Genomic DNA, 22,183 nt, shown 5'->3' on the forward strand with positions numbered 1-22,183 from the left:
CACAGGGACCTTCGGACAAGTCGCCACGAGTGGTTCGCGGCCGTCCCGACCCGTGTTCCTCAGCTACGACTCGTATATCGCCGGACATGAGGTGCCAGCAGAAAGACACGTCTACACGGTGAAGACGTCGTCGATTCTTGACGATGTGTTCAGGAGCCTGACACTCAAGCGGAAACTGGAGCGTGGTAAAGCCGATCCGGCGGACGCGGCGGACTTTGTCGTGGGGCGCTGCGCGCTGGCCGACGACCGCACGGTCGAGGAGGCGTCCCGCGAAGCGGCCGCGGCGGCTCCGGTGTGGGCCCGGTTTCCGCTGGAACGGCGCCTCGCGCTGGGCCGGGGAATCCGCGAACGGCTGCTCCGCCGCCACCTGGAGTTCGTCGACCTGCTCATCGCCGAAGGAAACCCCAGGGCGCTCGCCGAGTGGCAGGTGGCCGGACTGCTGGAGATCTTCAGCGAGGAGACCCTCGGCTGGTGCGCCCGGCAGATGGAGCAGAGCATCGAGCACGCCGGCCGGCGGATGACCGTACGGCGCGTGGCGGACGGCGTGGTCGCCGTCAACCCGCCGCAGAACGCTCCCGCCAGCAGTGCCCTGTTCGGGATCACCCCGTTGATCGCCGGCAACGCCGTGGTCGTACGGGCGCCGCGCAGCGCACCGCTCGGCGTCATGTACGCGATGCGTGAGCTGGTCGCCCCGGCGCTCGACGACATCGGCGCTCCCCCCGGCACGCTCAATGTCTTCTGCTCCCGCCCCGGACCGGCCATCAAGAGCTGGCTGGAGAGCCCGCACATCAACGACATCTTCTACACCGGGGGCGTGACCACCGGCCTGGAGCTGGAGCGGGACTGCGTCGCGCACGGCAAGAAGCCCATCCTCGAACTCGCGGGCAACGACGCCGTGCTGATCTGGCACGACGCCGATCTGGAGGCCGCCTGCGAGGCACTCGTCGAGTGCTTCTTCGGCTCGGGGCAGATCTGCATGGTGCCCAACCAGGTGATCGTGCACCCCGCCGTCGCCGAGCAACTGCTGGAACGCCTGCGGCTGACCGCGTCACTGATCCGCCCGGGACTGCCCGAGGACCCCGGCGCGCTGCTCTCCCCCGTACTGCGCAGCGAGCGCTTCTACGCCTACGTCCAGGACGCACTGGACAAGGGCGCCACCCTCGTCCACGGCGCCCGCCGGATGGAGACCGACGGCACGCCGTCCGACACGGGCCTCTTCCTGGAGCCGACGGTTCTGCGGGTGGACGGCCTCGAACACTGCCGGGACATCGAGGCGGTCGCCGAGGAGACGTTCTTCCCGCTGCTGCCGGTCATCGTGCCCGAGCAGGCCCCCGACGGCGAACTGCTCGACCGGATGCTGGCCTATGTCAACAGCAACCCCTACGGGCTCCGCAACTCGCTGTGGACCAAGGACGAGGCCGTCGCCGACCGCTTCGTGAACGAGGTGTCCAACGGCGGCCTGCTCAAGGTCAACGACTCGCACATCGGTTTCCTGCCCTACCTGCCGACGCACGGCGGCACCGGACGCACCGGCGGCGCCTTCGGTGAGGCCAACTACCCGATGCTGCGCACCACTCATCTGCAGGGCGTCTCCCGCGCCACCGGAGTACGGCCGCGCGAGGCGGTGTTCGGCGCGTACGCCGAGCTCGCCGGGATGCGTCCGGGGCCGCTGCCGACCGCCACGCCGGAAAACAACTCTGAGGAGCAGTAATGCAGTTCATGCAAGCCGACCGCGACACCTGTGACGCGCTGCTGCCCGGCCTGCTGGACCGGCTGGCCGAAGTCCCTTTCGCCGAGCTGGAGTCCGGTGACAGCCCCGCCGTCGGGATCTTCCGCGACCACGGCGGATCCAATCTGCTGGTGCCCGCCGCGTTCGGCGGGGCGGACGCCACCGCGCTCCAGGCGGCCCGGGTGGTGCGCGCCCTGGGCGCCGCGGCCCCCTCCCTCTCCGTGGCGACGGCCATGCACCACTTCTCGATCGGCACGCTCTTCGGTGTCGCCGACACCTTCGCGGACGGCACGGACCTCGACGACCTGCTGCTGAAGCGGGTGTCTGAGGAACGCCTGCTGGTGGCCTCGGCCTTCGCCGAAGGGCGTACCGAACAGGGGATCCTCAGCCCCACCATGGAGGCCCGGCCGGTGGACGGCGGGTATCTGCTGACCGGGTCCAAGAAACCGTGCAGCCTGTCGAAGTCCATGGACCTGATCACCGCGAGCGTCGGGATGCGCCGGCCGGACGGCTCGGTCGACATGGGCTTTCTGATCCTGCCCGCCGACACCCCTGGCATCAGCGTGCATCCCTTCTGGAAGACCAGCGCGCTGCAGGGCACCGAGAGCAACGAGGTGCGTCTGACCGATGTGTTCGTGACCGATCGCCAGATCCTCCAGCCGCCGGCCGAACTGGCCGAGGAGCTCAGCGAGCTCCAGGAGGTCGGACTGATCTGGTTCCAGATGATCGTGTGCGCCGCCTACACCGGCATGGCCAGCTCCCTGGTCGACCGGGTGCTCAAGCGCGGACGCGGCTCCGCCGCCGACCGCGGGGCGCTCGCCGTCGGCATCGAGACCGCGGCCGCGCTCACCGAGGGACTGGCCCGGCGCGTCATGGACGGCGACACCGACAACGACGGGCTCGCGGCCGCCCTGGTCACCCGGTTCGGCGTGCAGAAGCTGATCGCCGAGATCACCTCACAGGCCGTCGAGATGCTCGGCGGCATGGCCTTCATCTCCTCCTCCGACATCGCGTACCTCGCCGCGGCGACCCACGCGATCGCCTTCCACCCGCCGTCGCGCACCAGCACCGTCGACGGCCTGCTCGACTACTACGCCGGCCAGCCGCTGGTCGTGGCATGACACCGGGAGCGTCCACGATGACCACCACGTACACCGACACCGCGCCTGCGCCCGCCAAGGACCCGTACGCCGACCTCGTCACCCGCTACCGCCGTTTCCTGAGCAAGGGCCGCGCCTCGCTCGGCGAGATGTTCGGCGGCGATGTGGAGGTCGCCGCCGAGGGCCCCTGGATCCACACCGCGTCCGGGGGCCGCATCCTCAACTGCGGCGGATACGGCGTCTTCCTGATGGGCGCCCGGCACCCCCGGGTCGTCGCCGAGGTGACCCGGCAGCTCAACACCAACCCGATCGCCACCCGGCTGCTCCTCGAACCCGCCGTCGTCGACGCGGCCGAGGCACTGATCGACGTCGTTCCCGCCGGGCTGCAGAAGGTGCACTTCGCGGGCTCCGGCGCGGAGGCTGTCGAAGGCGCCATCAAGCTGGCGCGCGCCCAGGGCCGCAGCCGTCTGATCTCCATGGACCTCGGCTACCACGGCAAGACCATGGGCGCCCTCAGCCTTACCGCGAAGGACGTCTTCCAGGATCCTTTCCGGCCGTTGCTGCCGCAGGTCTCGCACGTGCCGTACGGCGACGCGGCCGCCCTGGAGGCCGAGCTGGCGCGCTACCCCGGAGAGGGCTGCGTCATCGTCGAGCCGGTGCAGGGCGAGGCCGGTGTGATCGTGCCGCCCGAGGGCTATCTGCGGGACGTCGCCCGGCTCTGCCGGGAGTACGGCGCGCTCTTCGTGCTCGACGAGATCCAGACCGGACTCGGCCGCCTCGGCACCTGGTGGGGCGCCGACCGGGAGGGCGTCGTGCCGGACATCCTCCTGGTGGGCAAGGGGCTGGCCGGCGGTGTGGTGCCGGTCTCGGCGCTGGTGGCGACCCCTCAGGCGTTCCGGCCCTTCGACAAGGACCCGTTCATCCACACCTCGACCTTCTCCGGCAACCCGCTCGCGATGGCCGCCGCCCGCGGGGCGCTCGCCGCCATCAAGGAGGACTCCCTGGTCGAACGGTCCGACGAGCTGGGACGGCTGCTGCTGACCGAGCTGGAGCGGATCGCCCGCGAGGTGCTCGGCCACCGGCTGCTCGAAGTACGCGGAGCGGGTCTGCTCATCGGCCTGGAGTTCACCGTGCCGGGACTGGCCGGGGACCTGCTCCTGGAGCTGATCGGCGCCGGCGTCCTCGCCAACCACTCGCTCAACTCCTCCACCGTCATGCGGCTGACCCCACCGGCGGTGCTCAGCCAGGACGACGTGCAGTTCCTCCTCGACGCCTTCGAGAAGGCCGCCCTCGCCGTCATCGCCTGAGCCACCGGACCGTACGGCCGCCCTTCCCCCTCCGACAACTGGAGCAGAATCACCGTGAGAAGCATTCACCTCCTGGTGGCCCTGGACACCGAGAACCCCTCGGCGGCCTTCGAGACCATCGCGGACTTCACCCGCTTCGCGGACATCGCGGAGGACATCCACGTCGTCGAAACCCATCAGCCCACCGCCCCGGACGCACCCCGTGACAGCGACTGGGAGGTCAACTTCCGGCGCGGCATCATGCGCTGGAACGAGGCGGAGATCGTCGATCCGGAGAAGCTGAGGATCGAATTCGACCAGACCGACGGCGACTTCGAGGAGTTCCGGGGCAGCTGGCAGCTCACCCCGGCCGGTGCCGGCATCGAGGTCCGCTTCGAGGTCACCTACGACTTCGGCATCGAGAGCCTCGTGGGAATCATGGACCCCATCGCCGAACGCGTGATCAAGCGGGCCATCTGCTCCGTACTCGAAGGGCTCTTCGGCTCCATCACGGTGCTGGAGGGCGGCGAGGCGCTCACGGATCTGCCCGGTCCCGCTCCGGAGCCGGCCCACTCGCTCTCCGCCCGAGGAGGCGCCTGATGGACGCGCTCAACCGCTTCGACACCAGGACCACCTACCGGCTGATCCGGCTCGAATACCTCTTCGCCCTCGGTGTCGGCTTCTACTTCTTCTTCCGGCACCTGGGCGACATCCGCTGGTGGCCCTTCGCCCTGCTCTTCGTCTACATCGACCTGATCGGCTACATCCCCGGCGCCATCGCCTATCACCGCAGCAAGACCAAGCGGATACCGAAGGCGTACTACGTGCTGTACAACACCATGCACAGTCTGGCGACCCAGGGCGTCGTCGCCCTGCTCTGGATCCTGCTGATCGGCAACGAGTGGGCGCTGCTCGCCCTCCCCATCCATCTGTGCGGCGACCGGGCCCTGTTCGGCAATTTCCTGAAGCCGTTCGGCGTCAGCTTCGAACCCGTCGTCCACCCACAGTTCGCCGCGCTGGAAGCGGCCGTGGAGCAGGGAACGGGAAGGCCCCAGGCCCCCGCCCCCGCCCCGGCTCCCGCCCGTCAGTCCGCCACCTCATGAGCTCGCCGATCGGCACGGCGCACCGGCCGGTCGTCGAGACCACGGTGTGGAGCGCGGCCCGGAGGTTCCCCACCGGGGTGTCGGTGGTGACCGTGGGCAGCGGGGACGCGGTGCACGGCAGCACGGTCAGCGCGTTCTCCTTCGTCTCCCACGAACCTCCGCTGATCTCCGTCTGTCTGCAGAACGACAGTTCGCTGCTCCCGCGCATCACGCAGCACCGCGACTTCACCGTCAATGTGCTCGCCGCCCACCAGTCCGCGCTGGCCCGGCACTTCGCCAGCCGCTCCAAGAGCGCGGGACGCGCCCAGTTCCAAGGGGTGCAGTGGACACCGGGCGAGGGCGGTGTGCCGAGGCTGCGGTCCGCCCTGAGCTGGCTGCACTGCCGGGTGCACGAATGCGTTCCGGCCGGGGACCACATGGTCGTACTGGCCACCGTGACGGCCTGCGCGGCCGAGGGCGACGGGGCCCCACTGCTGTACTTCGCCGGGCATCTTCACCCCGGTCACATCCGGATCGAGGAGGAAACCACATGACCACGCAGATTCCCGCCGAGGCGGACTGGGACCAGGCCCCCGGGCTGCTCGAAGGCGCCATGGACCTGGAGCTCACCGCGGCGGACTGCAACCTCCGCTACTGGCTGCAGGCAGTACCGCAGGGCATCCTGCGCGGCCGGCCGGACGGACACGACCCCGCGCTCACCGTGGCCCCGTACATGCTGGAGGGGCCGTTCTTCGAGGCCATCACCCAGGAGTACGCCTTCCGGGCACTGGCCGAGGAGAAGGCCACCCGGGTGCTGTCGTACCTCGTCCCGATCGCGCCGGACAACGACACCATGGAGTTCTACGCCACCCAGGTGCTGGACGAGTGCCGGCACGCCATGGTCTTCCGCAACCACCTGCTGGCGCTGGGCATCGCCCCCGAGCGGCTGGTCGAGACCGTCGACACCTTCGCCTCGCCGTACAAGGACAGCGTGCTGAAGCCGCTGGAGCAGCGCAGCCTGGAAATCATGCGTGACGACCGCGACTTCATCGGCGGCGTGGTGATGATGACCATCATCCTGGAGGGCGCCCTCGCCCCCGCCGCCGAACTGAGCGAGCGCAAGTGGCGTCCCCTCGACCCGGCGGCAGCGGAGATCGACAAGGGCGCCGGCATCGACGAGATCCGTCATCTGACGGTCGGGGCGGACATCGCGCGCCGCCATCTGATCGACCACCCGCAGGACAAGGACCGGGTCGTCGAACTCATCCGCCGCGGCATGGACATGTGGGAGGAGCTCCCCACCCACGACATGGTGCACTGGCGCGAGGAGAGGTTCCAGGAGGGGCTGCGCCGCCACGGTGACGTGGTGGGCGACTACGAGATCTGGCCGGGCCGGCGGCTGATCGACACCACCCCGCAGGAGCGGCAGGACACCGCCGACCAGTGGTCCGACGACATGAAGGCCAAGCGCCTGAAGTACATGGGGCTGGAAGAGGCCCTCATATGACGGGCCCGGCCTCGGTGCTGTGCGGGCTCGGCGCCTGGCTGCCGCCCCGCGTGGTGACCAACGAGGAGCTCGTCGCCCGGCTGGACACCTCGGACGAGTGGATCCGGACCCGCACCGGCATCCGGCAGCGCCATGTGATCGAGCCCGGGATGTCCACCGGTTCGCTCGCCGTCGAGGCCGGGGCCAGGGCCCTGAAGTCGGCGCAGCAGGAATCCGTCGGCGCGGTGGTCCTCGCCACCACCACCCCGGACCGCCCGTGCCCGGCGACCGCCCCGGAGGTGGCCGCGCGGCTCGGTCTGGACGGCGTCCCGGCCTTCGACATCGGGGCCGTCTGCGCCGGATTCGTCTACGCGCTGGCGACCGGGGCGGGCCTGATCGCCTCCGGCACCGCGGACGACGTCCTGGTGATCGGCGCGGACACCTACTCGACACTGCTCGATCCCGAGGACCGCACCACCGGTCCGATCTTCGGGGACGGCGCCGGAGCCGTCGTACTGCGCCGTGGCGAGGCGGACGAGCCCGGCGCGCTCGGCGGGTTCGACCTGGGCACCGACGGACACCTCTCCGATCTGATCGAGGTGCCGGGCGGAGGTTCGCGCCAGCGGGGCAGCGGCGTACCGGCCGGGCCCCGTGACCACTACTTCGCCATGCAGGGCAAGCAGGTGTTCCGGCACGCGGTGCTGCGGATGACCGGCTCCGTGCGGAAGGTCGTCGACCGGGCCGGCTGGACCGTGCGGGACCTCGACCGGCTCGCCGCCCACCAGGCCAACTCCCGCATTCTCGACGCCCTGACCGAACAACTCGGGCTGCCGGGGGAACGCGCCCTGTCCAACATCGACCGGGTCGGCAACACCGCGGCGGCGTCCGTCCCGCTGCTGCTGGCCGACTCGGTGGCCGACGGCACCCTGCGCGCCGGCCAGTCGGTGGTGCTCACCTCCTTCGGAGGCGGCCTCGCCTGGGGCTCCACCACGCTGCGCTGGCCGCAGCTGGACGCCGTCTGACCGCAGGCACGAGCACACCGTCCCACCACCCGTCCCGTCCCACCCCCCTGCGTACATCGTTAAGGAGACAGAGATGACCAGCGTTCTCGACCGGATCACCGAGGTTCTCGTCAGCCGGTTCGGAGTCGAGCCGGAGGAGGTCACCGAGGACACCACGATGCGCGATCTCGACCTGGACTCGCTGGCCCTGGTGGAATTCGCCCTGGTCGCCGGTGGTGAGTTCGGCATACAGATCGACGACGAGGAGGTCGGCGCCGAATCGTCGGTCAAGGACCTGATCGCCCTCATCGACAGCAAGAGCGCCGTGCTGTGACCTCCGACCGCGAGAGCGCCGGGGCCTGTGACATCGCGGTCACCGGCCTCGGCCTGGCGACTCCCGCGGGCATCGGGGTGGCGGAGAACTGGACGCGGGTCCTGGACGCCGAACCGACCGCGGCCCGCGATCCCGGTCTGGCGGGGCTGCCGGTCGACTTCAGCTGCCGCGCCGCCGACTTCGACCCGGTGGCCCACTTCGGCAAGCGTCGGGCCTGGCGGCTCGACCGCTACGTGCAACTGGCCCTGATCGCCGCCGCGGAGGCCGTCCACGACAGCGGGCTCGACCCCGCCGACTGGGACGGAGCCCGGGTCGGCGTGGTCCTCGGCAACGCCCTCGGCGGCACCGCCACCTTCGAGCAGCAGGTCCGCACCCTCGACCGGCAGGGGGCGGCATCCGTCTCGCCGATGCTGGTGCCGATGTCCGCGGTCAACATGGTGTCCGGTTACGCGGCCATGGAGTTCGGCGCCCTCGGTCCCAACCTGGTCACCGCCACGGCATGCGCCTCGGGCGCCACCGCCATCGGCACGGCGCGGGACCTGCTGCGGTCCGGCACCTGCGACGTGGTGATCACGGGAGGCACCGAGGCGAGCCTGACCCCGACGGTGCTGACCGGGTTCGCCCGGATGGGAGCACTCTCCAGGCGGAGCGACGATCCGGCCGCGGCCTCCCGCCCGTTCGACACCGACCGGGACGGATTTGTGGCGGCGGAGGGCGCGGGGGTGCTGGTGCTGGAGCGGGAGGCCGACGCCCGCGCCCGCGGCGCCCGGGTGCGGGCCCGGCTGAGCGGGTACGGGGCGTCGGCCGACGCCCATCACGCCACCGCCCCCGACCCCGAGGGGCGCGGCGCCGAACGCGCGATCCGCACGGCGCTGCGCGACGCGGGGGTGGCCCCGGACGAGGTCGACCATGTGAACGCGCACGGCACCTCGACCCCGCTCAACGACCTCACCGAGGCCCGGGTGCTGAAGCGGGTGCTCGGGACGCGCCCCGCGGTGACCTCGGCCAAGGGCGTGACCGGGCACTCGCTCGGCGCCGCGGGAGCCATCGAGGCGGCGCTCACCGTCCTCGCCCTGGAACAGGGGACCGTGCCCCCCACCGCCAACCTCGACAGCGTCGACCCCGCCATCGAGGTCGACATCGTGGCGAAGGCGCCGCGGGCTCTGCCGATCGGAGTCGCGCTGAGCAACTCCTTCGGATTCGGGGGACAGAACGCCGTGCTCGTGTTCACCGCGGCCTGACCGCGGCGCCATTCGGCTCGACATGAAGGAGAACGCTCATGCCTGCCCGACAGGACTCGCTGACCATCTCGCCGACAGGCTCCTTCGAGGAGCTGTCCGAACAGGTCAAGCAGGCCGGGCTGATGGATCCCCGGAAGGACTACTTCACCTTCAAGATAATCTCCAACCTCGTTCTGTTCGGGGCCTGCTGGGCAGCCCTGTTCTGGTTCGGGGACACCTGGTGGCAGCTGGTGACGGCGGTCGTGCTGGGACTGGCCTTCGTGCAGACCGGCTTCATCGCGCACGACACGGGCCACAAGCAGATCAGCAAGGCCAAGGTGCCCTCCGAGGTGCTGGGTGCCATCCACATGAACCTGCTGATGGGCACCGCGTACGGCTGGTGGATCAACCACCACAACCGGCACCACAGCAACCCCAACAACCTCGACCGCGACCCGGACACGATGCGCCGTCAGGTCATCTTCGACGTGGACGAGATGCCGGCGAAGGCGACGAGCGGCTTCAGGCGGTTCGTCATCCGCTTCCAGTCGGTGATGTTCTTCGTGCTGCTGGGACAGGAGGCCTGGCGGCTGCACGCGTCCGGCTTCAAGGCCGCGCGCGCGGGCGGGCTGCGCCGCCCCGTCCTGGAGCTCGGGCTGATCGGGGTGCACGCCGTGGTCTGCCTGGCCGCCGTGTTCACCGTGCTGTCACCACTGACCGGGGTGGTGTTCGTGCTCCTCAACCAGGCGGTGTTCGGCCTGTATCTGGGAGCCGTCTTCGCCCCGAACCACAAGGGCATGGTGGTCTACCGCAGCGATGTCCAGCTCGACTGGCTCCACCGTCAGGTGCTGACGTCACGGAACATCCGGTCCAGCCGGCTGACCGACTTCATGTACGGGGGGTTGAACTACCAGATCGAGCATCACTTGTTCCCCGCCATGCCCCGTGTCAATCTTCGGCATGTGCGGCCGATGGTCATCGACTACTGTGCGGAGCACTCCATCCCGTACCGCGAGGTGTCGGCCTGGGCGTCGTACCGCGAGGTGGCCGCCTTCCTCGGGCAGGTCAGCGACGAGGCCCGCAACGGCGCGGAACCGCAGGCTGCGTGAGTGTCACGGCCGGGTCCGACGGTGCCGGACCGCGCGTCGCCGCGCGGCATCGGGCGCCGCCGGGCCCGTGCGCCGGATGGTACGCGGACGCTCGGTCGTACCGGCCGGCACACAGGTATTCTTGGCTGTTTTTTTGCACAACCCGCCGAGAATGGGTTTATCACGACCCCGGTGCGGCGTCAATTACTGAGTGGGTAATGGACTTCGCCAATTGCCCTCCTGCACAGTTGGTCGAGCGAGGGGCATGCTCGATAAACATTCAACGAGTGGCGGCCCTTCCCGACGGTCAACGGACGATTGGACGCGGGGGGATTCGTGACATTCAGGGTTCTTGGCTCAGTTGGAATAACAAGCGGAACCGGCCTGACCGCTTTACGGGGTGCCCGTCAGTGCACGTTGCTCGCGCTGCTGCTCCTGAAGGCGGGTGAGCCGGTGACCAAGGAGCAGTTCTTCGAGGAGCTGTGGGAGGAAGGAATACCGAGTCAGCCCGGAAACGCATTACAGGCCCAGGTGGCCCGGCTGCGGAAGGTGCTCCGCGCGGAGCTCGGCGACGAGTTCGTCGGCCGGCGGCTCATCACCCGTCCGTCCAGCTACGTGCTGGACGTCGATCCGCTGGAGGTGGACGTCCACCTCTTCGGCTCCCTGACGAAACAGGCGCGCGGGCTGATGCGGAACGATCCGGTCGCCGCGAGGGAACTGTTCGACCGGGCCCTGTCGCTCTGGCACGGTGCGCCCCTGGAAGGCGTCACGGGCGGCCCGATCTGCCAGAGCGCCGCCGCGCAGTTCGAGGAGAACCGGCTCTCGGCCGTGGAAACACGGATACAGCTCGACATCGCGATCGATGGATACGCCCAGGCCGTCAGCGAGTTGAAGATGCTCGCCTACCTCGCCCCTTGGCGGGAGCGGCTGTTCGAGCTGTTGATGGTGTGCCTCTACCGGCTCGGCCGTCAGGCCGAGGCCATACAGACCTACAACCAGTTGCGCAGCCGCTTGGTCGAGGAGTTCGGGATGGAGCCCTCGCCGAGCGTCAAGAGCTGCATGCTGGCGATCCTCAACCAGGACCCGGCGCTGGGCGGTGTCGAACGGCTCGTGGTGGCACGTGCCCCGCTGTGCGGTACCGCGGTCGCGTCCTGACCCGACGCCCCGGCACACCGCTCCCCGCTCCACGCACCCCGGAATGCGATTGTCGATGACGGAGGAATTTCTCGTGACGAAGTCCGACCGGTCCACTTCACCGGATGTGCCGACGACGGAACTCGACGATGTGCGCGATCTGATTCTGCGCTACCCCGGCGTCGCCCGTGCGCGACTGGAGCGGACGGCCGCGGGCCGGCTGACCGCGCGCGTCCAGGGCTGGGACCACGCGAATGACCTCTCACCGGCCGGGCCGCTGAGCGAACTCGCCGAGATCAATCCGCACGAAACGCGCTTTCTCTACGACGAGATATTTTCCGCCGAATCCTACTTGCAGGGCGGCATCACCCTCCGCGAGGACGCCGTGGTCTTCGACGTGGGCGCGAATATCGGAATGTTCAGCCTCTTCGTCGGTGCCCGCTGCCCCTCGGCCAGTGTTTACGCCTACGAACCGGTGCCCGACGTCTTCGACGTGCTGCGCAGCAACGTCGAGCGGCACGGCGTCTCCGCGCGGCTGCTGCCCTTCGGGCTGTCCGACCGGGAGCAGGAGATCGTCTTCAACTTCTATCCGGGCATCTCGATCATGTCGTGCCGCAGTGACTACGCGGACCTGGACAACGAGGTCGACCTGATCAAGCAGTACGTCGCGAACACCCGGGAGACCGGTGCCTCGGGCCGGGACGCCCACCTGGCCCAGGTGGAGGCGCTGGTCGCCAAGGACTTCGAACTCACCGAGCGGCACTGCCGGCTGAGGGCACTCTCCGATGTGATCGAGGAGACCGGAGTGGAGCGCATCGATCTGCTGAAGATCGATGTCCAGCGGGCGGAGCTGGACGTCCTGCGGGGCGTCGACGAGCGTCACTGGCCCGTGATCCAGCAGATCAGCATGGAGGTCCACGACGAGAAGGGCACCCCGACCGAGGGCCGGGTGCAGCTCGTGACGGACCTGCTGACCGAGAACGGTTTCCGGGCCGTCGTGGCCGAGGAGGACCTGCTGCGCGGCACCGGCCGGTACGCCGTACAGGCGGTTCGCCCCGAGTACGCGGACGATCCCCGGCCGGTGGTGGCCTCGGCCGATTCCGGCAAGCCGCGCCTCGACCCCCGGGCCATCCTCGACTGGCTGGCCGAGCACCGGCCCGCCGGACCGGTTCCGGACGAGATCGTGCTGGTCGACGGCCTGCCGCCGCAGGACTGAGTCACCCGGGCCGACGCCCGTACATCGCGCAGGGGCCCGCCGGACCGGATACGGCGGGTCCCTGTTCGACATGCCCGCAGTTCGTCGCGCGTGTTCGCCGCGCCCGCTGTTCGTCGAGCCCGTTGTCCGTCGCCCGCTGTCTGTTGTGTCCGCTGCCTGTCGCCCGTTGTCCGTCGAGCCCGCTGCCTGTCGAGCCCGCTGCCTGTCGTCCGCGGTCTGTTGTGACTGTCCGCCGTGCTCGCTGTCCGCCGTGCTCGCTGTCCGCCGTGCTCGCACGGCCGGGTGCTGGACGGGACACGGTGCGCACAGCGCGGAAGACCCCCTGGACCGGTGGGTCCAGGGGGTCCTGCGGACGGCGAGGGGTGACCGTCCGGCGGTGGTTCTTCGGTCGGCGGCCTGCTCGGCGCCGCGGCTCTTTCAGGCGGGGGCCCGTTCGGGCGCCGTGGCCAGCAGGGCGTCCAGCTCCGTCAGCGCCAGGTCCGCCGCGGCGGCGGCGGAGGCGCTGTCCGGGTCGCCGGCCAGGCCGAAGAAGGTGGTCAGCAGCTGGCCCTCGGCGGCTTCCAGCTGCTCTGGTGTCGGTGCCATGACAAGCTCCCGGGTCTCGGATCGGGTCGGACGGGTGGGGCACCGCCTCAGACGGCGTTGGCCGCCTTGAAGATGTGCAGGAGTCCGCTCAGCCGGGCCTCGCCCTGGAAGGCCACGTACTCCGGCAGCACCAGCGGCGCCCACTTGTGCTTGTAGGCCAGCTGCGTCTGAGCCGGGTACACGGCCGCGCCATTGGCCAGCAGCCACCGCATGAACCAGGCGAACCCCTTGCTGGCGCCCGGCACTTCGTACTCCTCGTCCAGCCCGGTGAACGGCGTGAACCCGAAGTGCAGCCAGTCGGCCCCTTCGGAGGCGAAGGTGTCGATGGCCGTCCTGTTGATGGCCTCCATGATGCCCGGCACCTTGTCCGGCAGCCGGCGGCTGAGGTCGTGCAGCCAGCCGCTGCGGCTGCCGTGGGCGGGGGAGTAGGAGATGTACCCGACGGGCTTGCCGTCGATCCGGCCCACGAAGAGACGGCGCAGTGCCTGTGCCTCACCGCCCAGTTCACCCACCAGGAACTCCAGCGGCTTGGCGTGCTCGCCCTTGCTGCCCAGCCAGGCGCGGTCGACCTCCGCCACCGCCTCCGCGCAGTCCGCCAGGGGACTCTCCGCCACCGTGAGCCCGGCCCGGAACGAGCGGGCGATCTTGTTCCGCAGCTGCATGAAGCGCGTGCCGCGCAGGCTGAAGTCGGCCAGGTCGATGGCGTACGACGCGCCCACCTGGTTCACGGTGAAGCCGTGCTCGGCGTACAGGCCGGTCTCCGCCCGCTGGAGCTGGACCGACACGACCAGACGATCCTGCGCGGCGGCGAACTCCAGAAAGCCCTTCAACAGCCGGCTCGCGGCGTCCGGGGGAGAGAAAGGGCCGCCGAACTGCACCAGATAGGGACCGGAGGTCCGGTACACGATCACTCCGGGTACACCCGGCAGTGAGAAGCGGGAATTACCGCTGCTGAGGGCCAGGAACGCGCTGGGATTGTCGCTGAACTCCGCCATGGCGCGGAGCGTGTTGTCGAAGTCGATGCTGTCTGCTGTGACACTGGAAGTCATCCTGCACGCCCCACGAGAATAGACGGGTAATGCGGTCTGCCGCCGCGCAGCGGGAAGTCAGACAGATCCGGCCCTGCTCCTGGTGGAGTGCAGGGCCGGATCCATTGCTGCGTGCTGCGGAGAGGGCAGGATTCGAACCTGCGTGGACCTTTGCGGGCCCGACCTTGCTTGCGCGCGGTCCCCGATAAACCACTCCGGGCACCTCTCCGTGTTCCCGGTCCGGTTTCCCGTCCCGTTCACAAGTAAGAGTCTGCCAGAGGGTCCTGACATGGCCCTGACGTCCCGCTGATGGTGTGCCGGCCCGGTCCGCCCCGGCCCGGCACACCCTCACATGCGCCGCAGACCCGCGTACTGGAGCGCACCCATGGCCGCCACCACCAGGCCCTGGAACACGATCCATCCGTTGCCGATGCCCGTCGCGCTCAGCGAGTCCATGGCGACCGTCGCGACGCTGAGCACGGCCCAGGCCACGTTCATGGTGATGATGACCGAGACCGCGCCGCGGTTGATGTTCTCCTGGCGGGAGACGACCAGCACCCACAGGGCGTACACCGTGAGGAACACGCCCACCGGGTACTGCACCGCGAGGCGCACGCCCAGGAACGAGTCCAGGACCGTGGCGAGTGCGAGGTAGCCGATGCCGTTCGCACCGGTGAGGACCACGTCCGCCACGAGGGCGAACCGCAGGAGGCTGTCGGAACGGGCGGCGCCCGTCGCCGGGACCGTACCCGCGTTCTGGGACGACGTCATGAGGTCTTCCTTTCGTTGTCGTGCTGCTGATCCGGAGGTGTGTGCAGGGTGGAGCCGGTCGTGCCCCCGGCGTCGGGGAACACCGGGGTGGGTGAACCGAGGAGGACCCGGGTCTCGGTGTTCGCCGGAAGGAACGATTCGAGTGCGATGCCGCTCAGCGGACCGCAGGGGAGATCGGAGAACAGGGTGCCGGGGCGCTCACCGAACGAGGTGACGATGTGGAAGAAGGTCAGGAGGCGCCCCTCCCGGTTCAGTTCGATGGGCAGAAGCAGACGGTCCGCCTCACCGGAATCGGTGAATTCCGACTCCTCGGAGGCGGGGAATTCCGTGCCCTTCTTCTCCAGAAGGCCTTCTATGGACGCTTCCAATTCCCGCAGGCGGCCGTCCCCGGTGATTTCGCTCCAGCGTCGGAGCATGCGTATGACGTGGTAGCGAACCTGGGCGAGATTGGTCAGGTGCGGCGCCAGTCCATCCGGGTGCAGAATGATGCGGAGGAAATTGGCGGGTGCCAGGAGATGGCCCGGGACATCGCTCATCAGCATTTCCATCGTGTGATTGAGGGCCACGATGTTCCAGCAACTGTCGGTGACCATGGCCGGATACGGTTCATGACCGGTCAGCACCTTCTCCAGAACCGGGCGGACGTCATCCGGTAGCGGAGGGACGCTGTCGTACCAGCGCAGCCTTCCCGCCGCGGCCGCGCGGGCGACGAGTTGCTGTCGGTGCGCGGGCGGCAGCCCGAGCGCCTGGGCGATGTGGAGAACCGTCTCGGCGTCGGGGGTCTGCTCGCAGGCCTCGATTCGCCTCAGATGGTTCAGGGAAAAACCGGCCCGCTCGGCAAGCATCTGCTTGCTGAGCGATTTCTGGCGCCGCAGGTCACGCAGAAGCAGCCCCAGGACGCCGTCGTCTTCGGAGGAACGCATGCCCATACGGGGACCGTAATGACCGGTGCGCGGCCATCTCAATTACCTCTCAGGTAATCGTCGCCCGCTCGGTCGAGGGAGTTCGGACCGGCTCGGCGGCACCGGCTCCCCTTCGTCGCTCCCTCACCGCCATGGCCGGAGCGGGAACACGCGGGAGCGGGCCTGTTCGCGGTGAGGGGCTCGCGGTCTGTGGCGGGCCCGTCCGCCGTAGCCGGAAAGCGGCCGGAAAGCAGCCGGAAGGCGGCTGGAAATCGGCCGGGGAACAGCAGAAAAAGGGGGAGCCGCGAAAGCGGCTCCCCCTCTCGGTCCCACCGTGTCACCGGGCGACGTCCGTGGTCCTCCCGGCGCCGACCGCCTCGTCGATCATCCGCTCCATGGGGACGGCGCCGACCCGCCCCGAGACCAGGAACGCGAGCACCAGCGTCGCCACCATGATCACCGTGCCGAGCCACACCATCGTGTCCACCGGAACCGTGTACGCGCCCACGGTCCGTACGACGCACTCACCCAGCAGCGCCGCGCCCCACACCGCCGAGAACCGCACTTCCGCCCGCCGGAACGCCGCCGACTCCAGCGAAAGGCGTTGCCAGGCGGCGCCCTTGGCCGCGTCACCCTTGACCAGCCACGGCCGCAGGCCCGCGCTCATCATCGGCTGCCCCTTCAGCGCGGTCACCAGGATGACGATCCCGATGATGCTGCTCACCCCGCTGTCCTTGGCGAGCATCAGCCGAGGGTCACCGACCAGCAGGCTCGTCAGCAGCCCGACCGTGTCGACCGTCACCATCAGCGCCGCCGGCCCGTTGAGCCGACGCTCGCGCACCACCCCCCACACGGTGCGCACGGCCGGCAGCACGCTGCTCCAGGCCAGCGCGGCGAACGTGCCCGTGCCCGCCGCCTTCAACGCGTAGTACGAGGCGAGCGGCACCCCCACATCCACGAGCAGCGGCATCATGTTGTCCAGCAGCGCCTTACGAGGAGCGAACGGGGCGGCGACCGGAGCATCTGCGACAGGGGCGGTGGCTGTGGCGGCCGGGCTGGTCATGACGGGTTCCTCTCCCGTACCGGCGGGCACCTTCGCGGCCCCGCTCCCGATACGCACAGACTGGCCGCCGGGCCCCGTTGCCCGGCAGAGCCGCGTGTACCGAGGTCCGTATGACGAATGTCAGCCGTCGCCGATGACGCGACCGCCGGCCGACGCGGCTCACCCGGAGGGGTGCGACCGCCCCAGGGCGTGCGCGCGCGACAGCCGCCGCTGCCCCGTCCGGTGGTGACTTCCTTATTTGCGTATCGACGCAATAAGCGGCACACTTCTCACGTCGGACCCCGGTGTGCGCCGCACGCCGAGGCGGAACCGCATCACGAACGGAGGCAGCCATGGGTGCAGACCCTCCCAGTCCGCGCTGCCCCCTGGGCAGCCACTGACGCTCTCCGTCCCCACACGCTCCCGGCACACGCTTCCGTGATGCCGCGGTGACCGCTGTCCCGAGCGTGTTCCACCCTTTCTGTTGCTCCACACTGGCGGGCCCGTCCTGCCTCGTTCCCGCGGCGTGCCGTTCGCGGGGCGGGGTGCGGCGGCATGCGCAGAGTGTGGGCGGAGGTCATTTGTGATGTCGTTCCGCACGAACAATGCCCCCTCGCGCACGGCACTGCCGGCCCCTCTTCCCGGGCGCAGGCCGCGCCTGTCCTGGGTGGACCTGGTGGTCGCCGCCGCTGTGCTGGTCCTGCTGTACGTGACGCTGCGCGTCGGGCAGGGAACCACGGTCTCCTTCCACCCCAACCAGTCGGTGGAGGTGGACACCGACCCCTCGCGGCTGCCCTACGACGCGGCGCGCAGCCTGCTGCGCATGTTCATCGCGCTCGCCGTCGCCACCGCCTTCACCTTCGTCTACGCCTGTGCGGCGGCCAAGAGCCGGCGGCTCGAACGCATCCTGATCCCGGCGCTGGACATCCTGCAGTCGGTGCCGGTGCTGGGCTTTCTGAGCGTGGCGGTGACCGGGTTCATCGCGCTGTTCCCCGGTTCGATGCTGGGACTGGAGTGCGCGTCGATCTTCGCGATCTTCACCTCGCAGGCGTGGAACATGACGTTCGGCTTCTATCACTCGCTGATCTCACTGCCTCGTGAACTCGACGAGCTCTCCCGCTCGTTCCGCTTCACCCGGTGGATGCGGTTCTGGAAGGTGGAACTGCCGTCCGGGGCGATCGGCCTGGTGTGGAACGGCATGATGAGTTTCGGCGGCGGCTGGTTCTTCCTCGTGGCCTCCGAGGCGATCAGCGTCAACAACAAGAACTACGCGCTGCCCGGCGTCGGGTCCTACGCCGGTGCCGCGATCGTCGACGGCGACCTGGGCAGGGTCGGCTGGGCGATCGCCACCATGGCCGTCATGGTCATCGGCGTGAACTTCCTGTTCTGGCGCCCGCTGACCGCGTGGGCCGAGCGGTTCAAGAACGAGCAGTCCGAAGCCACCGAGGTGCAGCGCTCCGTCGTGCTGGACTTCCTGCGCCGCTCCAACTGGCCGCAGCTGCTGGGCCGGGCGCTGCGCCCGGCCGGGCGGGTCATCAACCGCGCGGGCCGGATCTTCGGCACCGACGACCGGCCGCTGGTCATCGACGCAACACGGCGACGCACCGCCGACCTCGTCTTCGCGCTGCTGGCGAGCGGGCTGATCGCGTGGGGCCTCTTCGACCTCGGCCGCTATCTCCACGACCGTACGGGACTCGGGGTCTTCGGCGAACCGCTGCTGCTGGGCCTTGCCACCCTCGCCCGGGTCGTCGTCCTCGTGGTGGTCGCGACGGTGATCTGGGTGCCGATCGGGGTATGGATCGGCTTCTCGCCGAAGCTGACGCGCATCGCCCAGCCCCTCGTCCAGATCTTGGCCAGCTTCCCCGCCAACTTCCTCTTCCCGCTCGCGGTCTGGTTCTTCCTCAGGACGGGACTGTCCATCGACGTCGGCGGCATCCTGCTGATGGCGCTCGGTGCCCAGTGGTACATCCTGTTCAACGCCATCGCCGGTGCCATGTCGATCCCCAGCGACCTGCGCGAAGCCATGGACGACCTGGGAGTACGCGGCCGGCAGCGCTGGAAGCGGCTGATCATCCCCGGAATCTTCCCGTCGTACGTGACCGGTGGCATCACCGCCTCCGGCGGCGCCTGGAACGCCTCCATCGTCGCCGAGGTCGTCACCTTCGGCACCACCACGCTCACCGCCACCGGCCTGGGCGCGTACATCGCCCAGGCCACCGAGAGCGGCGACTTCCCGCATCTGCTGGCCGGGGTCGCGGTGATGAGCCTGTACGTCGTCGCGCTCAACCGTCTGGTGTGGCACCGCCTGTACCGGCTGGCGGAGACCCGCTACGCCCTCTGACCTCCCCCGTACCCTCCGCGAATTCCCTGGAGCCCCTCATGGTTCTCAACACGCTGCGCAACCTGCGCGCCCACCGCTCCGCCGCCGCCTTCCGTACCGCCGCGTCCTCGCGGCCCGCCGACGGCGACCTCCTGCTGGAGACCATCGGCCTCACCAAGACCTACGCGGGTGCCGACGGCGAACTCCCGGTCCTGGGCGGCATCGACCTGAAGGTCCGTGCCGGGGAGATCGTCGCCCTGCTCGGCAAGTCGGGCTCCGGCAAGTCCACCCTGCTGCGGTGCCTGGCCGGCCTCATTCCGCCCAGCTCCGGCACGGCCACCTATCGCGGCGAGCCGCTGACCGGCGCCAATCCCGGTACCGCGATGGTCTTCCAGACATTCGCCCTGCTGCCCTGGCTCACCGTGCAGCAGAACGTCGAACTCGGCCTGGAAGCCCGGAACGTCCCCGCCGACCGGCGTGCCGAGGCCGCCCTCCAGGCCATCGACCTGATCGGCCTGGACGGCTTCGAGTCCGCCTACCCGAAGGAGCTGTCCGGCGGCATGCGCCAGCGGGTCGGCTTCGCCCGCGCCCTGGTCGTCGAGCCCGATGTCCTGATGATGGACGAGCCGTTCTCCGCCCTGGACGTGCTGACCGCGGAGAACCTGCGCGGTGAGCTGATGGAGCTGTGGGAGTCGGGTCAGTTCCCCACCCGCGCCATCGTGCTGGTGACCCACAACATCGAGGAGGCGGTCCTGATGGCCGACCGGATCGTCGTACTCGGCTCCCGCCCCTACGGCACCATCCGGGAGACCTTCGAGGTCGGCCTGGACCGCCCGCGCGACCGTAACTCCGCCGCCTTCGACGAGCTCATCGACCGCGTCTACCGCACGATGACCGGACGCCCCAAGGAGACCCGGCTGCCCGGCCGCCCCGAAGGCGTCGGGCCGGACAAGCGGACGGCCGCCAACACCCCCCTGCCCACGGCCGGTGTCGACGGCCTGTCCGGTCTCGCCGAAATGGTGCTGCACCGGGGCGGCAGCTGCGACCTCGCCGACCTCGCCGACCGCCTCGGCCTGGAGATCGACGACATCCTGCCGCTGGTCGACGCCCTCGATCTGCTCGGCTTCGCGAAGATCAGCGGCGACGACCTGCTCCTCACCGACGCCGGCACCGCCTACGCGGGAGCCGATGTCCAGCAGTCCAAGACCATCTTCGCCGAGGCCGCCCTCGGTGCCCCCCTGGTGAGGCTGATCACCACCAGCCTGCGGCAGAACCCCGACGGCACCCTGCGCGCCGGATTCTTCCGCGACGTCCTGGCCCACCACTTCACCAGCGAGCAGGTCACCCGGCAACTGGAAGTGGCCACCGACTGGGGCCGCTACGCCGAGCTGTACTCCTACGACGCCGAACCGCAGGAGTACCACCTCGACGAGGACGCCCCGCACACCGGCGTCGCTCCTGGCGTGTAGTGCTGTGAGCGGAAAGGTTCACCGGTGCGGGGCGCGCCCGGACGGTGCGTCTACCGCCCGGTCGCCGGCCGGAGCCGGGCCGGTACCGGTACGGGACGAACCCGGGCCGGCTGCTCCTGCGCGGTCGCGTCCGGCGCCTCCTGCGGGACCGCGGAACCGGCCGCACGCCCGGTCTCGTCCACCACCAGCGACGCCTCCTCCAGCAGTGCCCGGACATGTGTCCCGGCCGCCCGGTAGAAGATGCGGGTGCCTTCGCGCCGGGACGTGACCAGACCGGCCGACCGCAGCCTCGCCAGATGCTGGGAGGTCGCGGCGACGTGCGCGCCCAGCATGGTCGCGAGCGTGCTCACCGGCAGCTCCCGCTGGCTCAACGTCCACAACAGCCGGTAGCGCGTCGGATCGGCCACCGCCTTCAGTACCGCCACCACCCGGTCGGCACCGGCCGCGTCCCACGGCGTAACTTGCGTTCCCATGCAAATAGCCTAACCGCTGGTTCCGTCGGGTGCCGGACCACGGTGACGGCCCACGGACCCCCGGCCGGGCCCGCGCGGGGCGCACCGGGCCGCGAGAACTCCAAGGCCCCGGTGACGGGGCCCGACTGCCGCGCGCGCGGTGGGGTGACCCAAGGCACGGAAGGCCGCCGCCGCGACCCGCACCGACTGCCGCGCGCACGGGGCGGTAACTCGCTCGCCGTACCCGGCCGGCCGATGCTGTGATGGGGTCATGACCGCCCCGACCAGGCCGCAGCACGAGATCCGCGCCCAGTACACGGACACGACCATCACCGTCTACCAGGCGTACGCCCCGCACATCGGCCTCCCCGCCGCGCGCGACGGGCGCTTCCCGGACGTCTGGAAGCGCGACCGCATGACATGGATCAAGCCGAGCTTCCTGTGGATGATGTACCGCTGCGGCTGGGCCACGAAGGAGGGTCAGGAGACCGTCCTGGCCGTCGAGATCAGCCGTGAGGGCTTCGACTGGTCCCTGGCCAACTCTGAACTGTCCCACTATGTAAGGGGAGTTCACCCCGACCGTGCCACCTGGCAGCGCAGCCTGCGCCGGAGCTCGGCCCGCGTCCAGTGGGACCCCGAGCGCGACCTCCGCCTGGACCGGCTCCCGTACCGCTCCCTCCAGCTCGGGCTCTCCGGCGAGGCGGCGCGGCGTTACGCGGACGAGTGGACGGTGTCCATCGCCGACGTCACCCCGCTCGCCCGGCGGATCCATGAACGGGTGTCGGCCGGGCGGCTCGACGACGCGGCGGGACTCCTGCCGCCGGAGTCGCCGTATCCGTCGGCCAACGCCCCGCTCCCCACGGGGGCCACGATCTGACCCCGTGACCCGGGCAGAAGAGTTAATGCCCGATAAGGGGCATATCCGGCGATACGCTCCG

At 69.8% G+C, this 22,183-nt stretch carries 22 protein-coding genes and 1 tRNA gene; 16 read left to right on the plus strand and 7 right to left on the minus strand.

The genetic code is table 11. The features are described 5' to 3' along the window. Positions 1-91 precede the first annotated feature (91 nt). From ACZ68L_RS08945 to ACZ68L_RS09005, 13 genes are all read left to right on the plus strand, one after another. Positions 92-1,711 carry an aldehyde dehydrogenase family protein gene (locus ACZ68L_RS08945; protein WP_469575434.1) on the plus strand — a complete coding sequence of 540 codons (1,620 nt, stop codon included), beginning with the start codon at positions 92-94 and terminating at the stop codon, positions 1,709-1,711. Then, positions 1,711-2,850 carry an acyl-CoA dehydrogenase gene (locus ACZ68L_RS08950; protein ID WP_469575436.1) on the plus strand — a complete coding sequence of 380 codons (1,140 nt, stop codon included), beginning with the start codon at positions 1,711-1,713 and terminating at the stop codon, positions 2,848-2,850. The genes ACZ68L_RS08945 and ACZ68L_RS08950 overlap by 1 nt, the downstream gene beginning before the upstream one ends. A 17-nt stretch (positions 2,851-2,867) precedes the next feature. Beyond that, the gene (locus tag ACZ68L_RS08955; RefSeq protein ID WP_469575437.1) at positions 2,868-4,136 is read left to right on the plus strand and encodes an aspartate aminotransferase family protein; all 1,269 of its coding nucleotides are present in this window, start codon (positions 2,868-2,870) and stop codon (positions 4,134-4,136) included. A gap of 54 nt (positions 4,137-4,190) precedes the next feature. After that, a complete protein-coding gene (locus tag ACZ68L_RS08960; protein WP_469575439.1) occupies positions 4,191-4,715 on the plus strand; it encodes an SRPBCC family protein in 525 nt (174 codons plus the stop codon). Next, positions 4,715-5,218: a hypothetical protein gene (locus ACZ68L_RS08965; RefSeq protein WP_469575441.1), complete on the plus strand. Its 504-nt coding sequence runs from the start codon at positions 4,715-4,717 to the stop codon at positions 5,216-5,218. Before ACZ68L_RS08960 ends, ACZ68L_RS08965 begins: the two co-directional genes overlap by 1 nt. Beyond that, positions 5,215-5,751 carry a flavin reductase family protein gene (locus ACZ68L_RS08970; protein WP_469575443.1) on the plus strand — a complete coding sequence of 179 codons (537 nt, stop codon included), beginning with the start codon at positions 5,215-5,217 and terminating at the stop codon, positions 5,749-5,751. Before ACZ68L_RS08965 ends, ACZ68L_RS08970 begins: the two co-directional genes overlap by 4 nt. Beyond that, entirely contained in the window at positions 5,748-6,704 is a 957-nt protein-coding gene (locus ACZ68L_RS08975; protein WP_469575444.1) for a VlmB-like protein, read from the plus strand. Before ACZ68L_RS08970 ends, ACZ68L_RS08975 begins: the two co-directional genes overlap by 4 nt. After that, entirely contained in the window at positions 6,701-7,705 is a 1,005-nt protein-coding gene (locus tag ACZ68L_RS08980; RefSeq protein ID WP_469575445.1) for a beta-ketoacyl-ACP synthase III, read from the plus strand. Before ACZ68L_RS08975 ends, ACZ68L_RS08980 begins: the two co-directional genes overlap by 4 nt. Before the next feature lie 73 nt (positions 7,706-7,778). Next, entirely contained in the window at positions 7,779-8,018 is a 240-nt protein-coding gene (locus ACZ68L_RS08985; RefSeq protein ID WP_469575447.1) for an acyl carrier protein, read from the plus strand. Beyond that, a complete protein-coding gene (locus ACZ68L_RS08990) occupies positions 8,015-9,259 on the plus strand; it encodes a beta-ketoacyl-[acyl-carrier-protein] synthase family protein (RefSeq protein WP_469575449.1) in 1,245 nt (414 codons plus the stop codon). The genes ACZ68L_RS08985 and ACZ68L_RS08990 overlap by 4 nt, the downstream gene beginning before the upstream one ends. A gap of 38 nt (positions 9,260-9,297) precedes the next feature. Next, positions 9,298-10,347: a fatty acid desaturase family protein gene (locus ACZ68L_RS08995; RefSeq protein ID WP_469575451.1), complete on the plus strand. Its 1,050-nt coding sequence runs from the start codon at positions 9,298-9,300 to the stop codon at positions 10,345-10,347. Between the two features lie 315 nt (positions 10,348-10,662). Then, entirely contained in the window at positions 10,663-11,481 is an 819-nt protein-coding gene (locus tag ACZ68L_RS09000; RefSeq protein WP_469575453.1) for an AfsR/SARP family transcriptional regulator, read from the plus strand. 73 nt (positions 11,482-11,554) lie between these two features. Further along, on the plus strand, positions 11,555-12,676 hold the full coding sequence (locus tag ACZ68L_RS09005; protein WP_469575454.1) for an FkbM family methyltransferase: 1,122 nt from the start codon (positions 11,555-11,557) through the stop codon (positions 12,674-12,676). 417 nt (positions 12,677-13,093) lie between these two features. Here the strand turns inward: ACZ68L_RS09005 and ACZ68L_RS09010 are convergent, their stop codons facing one another. The 6 genes from ACZ68L_RS09010 to ACZ68L_RS09035 form a co-directional block, all read right to left on the minus strand. After that, positions 13,094-13,261: an ABC transporter ATP-binding protein gene (locus ACZ68L_RS09010; protein WP_469575456.1), complete on the minus strand. Its 168-nt coding sequence runs from the start codon at positions 13,259-13,261 to the stop codon at positions 13,094-13,096. Between the two features lie 47 nt (positions 13,262-13,308). Beyond that, on the minus strand, positions 13,309-14,310 hold the full coding sequence (locus tag ACZ68L_RS09015; protein WP_469575458.1) for a DUF2156 domain-containing protein: 1,002 nt from the start codon (positions 14,308-14,310) through the stop codon (positions 13,309-13,311). A 117-nt stretch (positions 14,311-14,427) separates the two neighbouring features. Continuing rightward, positions 14,428-14,518, minus strand: a tRNA-OTHER gene (locus tag ACZ68L_RS09020). 119 nt (positions 14,519-14,637) lie between these two features. Then, complete coding sequence (locus ACZ68L_RS09025; protein WP_351080467.1) at positions 14,638-15,060, minus strand: hypothetical protein; 423 nt, start codon at positions 15,058-15,060, stop codon at positions 14,638-14,640. Continuing rightward, complete coding sequence (locus ACZ68L_RS09030; protein WP_469575460.1) at positions 15,057-15,989, minus strand: helix-turn-helix domain-containing protein; 933 nt, start codon at positions 15,987-15,989, stop codon at positions 15,057-15,059. Before ACZ68L_RS09030 ends, ACZ68L_RS09025 begins: the two co-directional genes overlap by 4 nt. Positions 15,990-16,299: 310 nt before the next feature. Beyond that, positions 16,300-17,025: a VC0807 family protein gene (locus ACZ68L_RS09035; protein ID WP_469575461.1), complete on the minus strand. Its 726-nt coding sequence runs from the start codon at positions 17,023-17,025 to the stop codon at positions 16,300-16,302. A gap of 565 nt (positions 17,026-17,590) precedes the next feature. Here ACZ68L_RS09035 and ACZ68L_RS09040 point away from each other — a divergent pair. Both ACZ68L_RS09040 and ACZ68L_RS09045 read left to right on the plus strand, forming a co-directional pair. After that, the gene (locus tag ACZ68L_RS09040) at positions 17,591-19,345 is read left to right on the plus strand and encodes an ABC transporter permease (RefSeq protein ID WP_469575463.1); all 1,755 of its coding nucleotides are present in this window, start codon (positions 17,591-17,593) and stop codon (positions 19,343-19,345) included. Between the two features lie 38 nt (positions 19,346-19,383). Continuing rightward, positions 19,384-20,793 (plus strand): ABC transporter ATP-binding protein, encoded by a 1,410-nt coding sequence (locus ACZ68L_RS09045; protein WP_469575465.1) that lies wholly within the window; start codon positions 19,384-19,386, stop codon positions 20,791-20,793. A gap of 50 nt (positions 20,794-20,843) precedes the next feature. Here the strand turns inward: ACZ68L_RS09045 and ACZ68L_RS09050 are convergent, their stop codons facing one another. After that, positions 20,844-21,266, minus strand: coding sequence for an ArsR/SmtB family transcription factor (locus ACZ68L_RS09050; protein WP_469575467.1), 423 nt, complete (start codon positions 21,264-21,266; stop codon positions 20,844-20,846). Between the two features lie 250 nt (positions 21,267-21,516). On the opposite strand from ACZ68L_RS09050, the gene ACZ68L_RS09055 reads away from it, so the two are divergent. After that, complete coding sequence (locus ACZ68L_RS09055) at positions 21,517-22,122, plus strand: DUF4291 domain-containing protein (RefSeq protein ID WP_469575468.1); 606 nt, start codon at positions 21,517-21,519, stop codon at positions 22,120-22,122. Positions 22,123-22,183: the final 61 nt, after the last annotated feature.

The sequence above is a fragment of the Streptomyces sp. NPDC104309 genome (assembly GCF_055584025.1).

Bases quoted from the DNA above. Each gene is read 5' to 3' on its own strand.
- ACZ68L_RS08950 (WP_469575436.1), top strand. From the start codon at position 1,711: ATGCAGTTCATGCAAGCCGACCGCGACACCTGTGACGCGCTGCTGCCC.
- ACZ68L_RS08955 (WP_469575437.1), top strand. From the start codon at position 2,868: ATGACCACCACGTACACCGACACCGCGCCTGCGCCCGCCAAGGACCCG.
- ACZ68L_RS08965 (WP_469575441.1), top strand. From the start codon at position 4,715: ATGGACGCGCTCAACCGCTTCGACACCAGGACCACCTACCGGCTGATC.
- ACZ68L_RS08970 (WP_469575443.1), top strand. From the start codon at position 5,215: ATGAGCTCGCCGATCGGCACGGCGCACCGGCCGGTCGTCGAGACCACG.
- ACZ68L_RS08975 (WP_469575444.1), top strand. From the start codon at position 5,748: ATGACCACGCAGATTCCCGCCGAGGCGGACTGGGACCAGGCCCCCGGG.
- ACZ68L_RS08980 (WP_469575445.1), top strand. From the start codon at position 6,701: ATGACGGGCCCGGCCTCGGTGCTGTGCGGGCTCGGCGCCTGGCTGCCG.
- ACZ68L_RS08985 (WP_469575447.1), top strand. From the start codon at position 7,779: ATGACCAGCGTTCTCGACCGGATCACCGAGGTTCTCGTCAGCCGGTTC.
- ACZ68L_RS08995 (WP_469575451.1), top strand. From the start codon at position 9,298: ATGCCTGCCCGACAGGACTCGCTGACCATCTCGCCGACAGGCTCCTTC.
- ACZ68L_RS09010 (WP_469575456.1), bottom strand. From the start codon at position 13,261: ATGGCACCGACACCAGAGCAGCTGGAAGCCGCCGAGGGCCAGCTGCTG.
- ACZ68L_RS09015 (WP_469575458.1), bottom strand. From the start codon at position 14,310: ATGACTTCCAGTGTCACAGCAGACAGCATCGACTTCGACAACACGCTC.
- ACZ68L_RS09025 (WP_351080467.1), bottom strand. From the start codon at position 15,060: ATGACGTCGTCCCAGAACGCGGGTACGGTCCCGGCGACGGGCGCCGCC.
- ACZ68L_RS09030 (WP_469575460.1), bottom strand. From the start codon at position 15,989: ATGGGCATGCGTTCCTCCGAAGACGACGGCGTCCTGGGGCTGCTTCTG.
- ACZ68L_RS09035 (WP_469575461.1), bottom strand. From the start codon at position 17,025: ATGACCAGCCCGGCCGCCACAGCCACCGCCCCTGTCGCAGATGCTCCG.
- ACZ68L_RS09040 (WP_469575463.1), top strand. From the start codon at position 17,591: ATGTCGTTCCGCACGAACAATGCCCCCTCGCGCACGGCACTGCCGGCC.
- ACZ68L_RS09045 (WP_469575465.1), top strand. From the start codon at position 19,384: ATGGTTCTCAACACGCTGCGCAACCTGCGCGCCCACCGCTCCGCCGCC.
- ACZ68L_RS09050 (WP_469575467.1), bottom strand. From the start codon at position 21,266: ATGGGAACGCAAGTTACGCCGTGGGACGCGGCCGGTGCCGACCGGGTG.
- ACZ68L_RS09055 (WP_469575468.1), top strand. From the start codon at position 21,517: ATGACCGCCCCGACCAGGCCGCAGCACGAGATCCGCGCCCAGTACACG.